Origin of the sequence: Clostridium sp. AF20-7 (genome assembly GCF_003479275.1) — a bacterium.
GTDB lineage: Bacteria > Bacillota > Clostridia > Lachnospirales > Lachnospiraceae > Otoolea > Otoolea fessa.
The window spans coordinates 1-1,345 of sequence record NZ_QUGF01000030.1; the positions used below are offsets into that span (position 1 = coordinate 1).

Here is a 1,345-nt window from a genome sequence, read left to right on the forward strand (position 1 = left end):
GACCTATAGGACAAAATGTGTTGATAGAAACCGCCTTCAGCCCTTGAATTTCAAGGGCTGGGGGCGGTTCAATCTTTTTTGAAACAACTTTGAGGGTGGACAAAACGTGTTGATAAAAACACCTGCATCCCTTGCAAATAAAGGGAAAAACAAGGTTTAATCTTCCTTGAAACAGCAACAACGGAGGAAGATTAAATGAATCAAGTAAATTGTCCTGTATGTGGAAATAAATGTATTAAAGCTGGAAAGACAAAAGCAGGGTCACAACGTTGGCTTTGCAGGAAATGCAATTCATCAGTTACACACAAAATAGACAACTCTGCCAAAGAACTGCAAATCTTCTTGGATTGGTTGTTTGGAAAGGAATCCCAGTCATCAATGCCCGGAGATGGAAGAACATTCAGACGCAAAACCGCTAAATATTGGAATATATGGCCTATGCCGCCTAAAGTCGAGGACAGCAGGGATGTCTTGTATCTTGATGGTATTTATCTGGGAAGAAAAGCGTGCATTTTAATCTGTTGTGATGATAAATATGTCCTTGGCTGGTATTTATGCAGATATGAATATGCCGCTGCATGGACGGCTTTAATGAAACGTATAGCGGAACCTAGAATGGTTGTATCTGACGGTGGAACAGGGTTTGCAAAGGCACTCAAAAAAGTATGGCCGGGTGCAAAACACCAAAGATGCGTTTTCCATGTATTCTGCCAGGTAAGGCGTTACACGACATCAAGACCTAATTCAATGGCAGGTAAAGAGCTATATAACATGGCAAAAGAACTCTTGAAAATAAACACAAAAGAAGAAGCGGATTTATGGATAAAAAGATTTATTGAATGGATAAATAAGTATGAGGATTTCCTGAATGAAATGACAGTTGATGAAAATGGAAACAGGCGTCCTACACATGAACGGATACTGAAAGCAGAAAAGTCATTAATTAAACTTATCAGGGAAAACACGCTGTTTACTTATCTGGACAAAGAATTAAGGGACAAATTTAACACACCTTCTACCAATAACAGAATTGAAGGCAGTGTCAATTCCAGACTTAGGGAAATGCTTAGAAATCATAGAGGATTATCTGTTGAAAGAAGAATAAAAGCGGTTTACTGGTGGTGCTATATGCACTCGCCTGAACCGCTTTCATTGTCTGAAATAATAAATGTTATGCCAACCGATAAAAGCATTGCGGCAATATATCAAAAAATGAATGAAAAGAATAAACTTGAAAAAAGTCTTTCTAGTTGGGGCGATGCCATTGTATGGAGTGATTTACATAATTATGACAGAACGTTTGTTGAATGGGATTAACCCATCAACACGTTTTGTCCTATAACCC

The 1,345-nt window shown here is 38.5% G+C and carries 1 protein-coding gene; it reads left to right on the forward strand.

What is annotated here, in order from left to right; translation table 11 throughout:
* Window positions 1-195 precede the first annotated feature (195 nt).
* Complete coding sequence (locus DWX68_RS14455; RefSeq protein ID WP_117582137.1) at window positions 196-1,317, forward strand: IS1249 family transposase; 1,122 nt, start codon at window positions 196-198, stop codon at window positions 1,315-1,317.
* Window positions 1,318-1,345 lie beyond the last annotated feature (28 nt).

Bases quoted from the DNA above. Each gene is read 5' to 3' on its own strand.
- DWX68_RS14455 (WP_117582137.1), top strand. From the start codon at position 196: ATGAATCAAGTAAATTGTCCTGTATGTGGAAATAAATGTATTAAAGCT.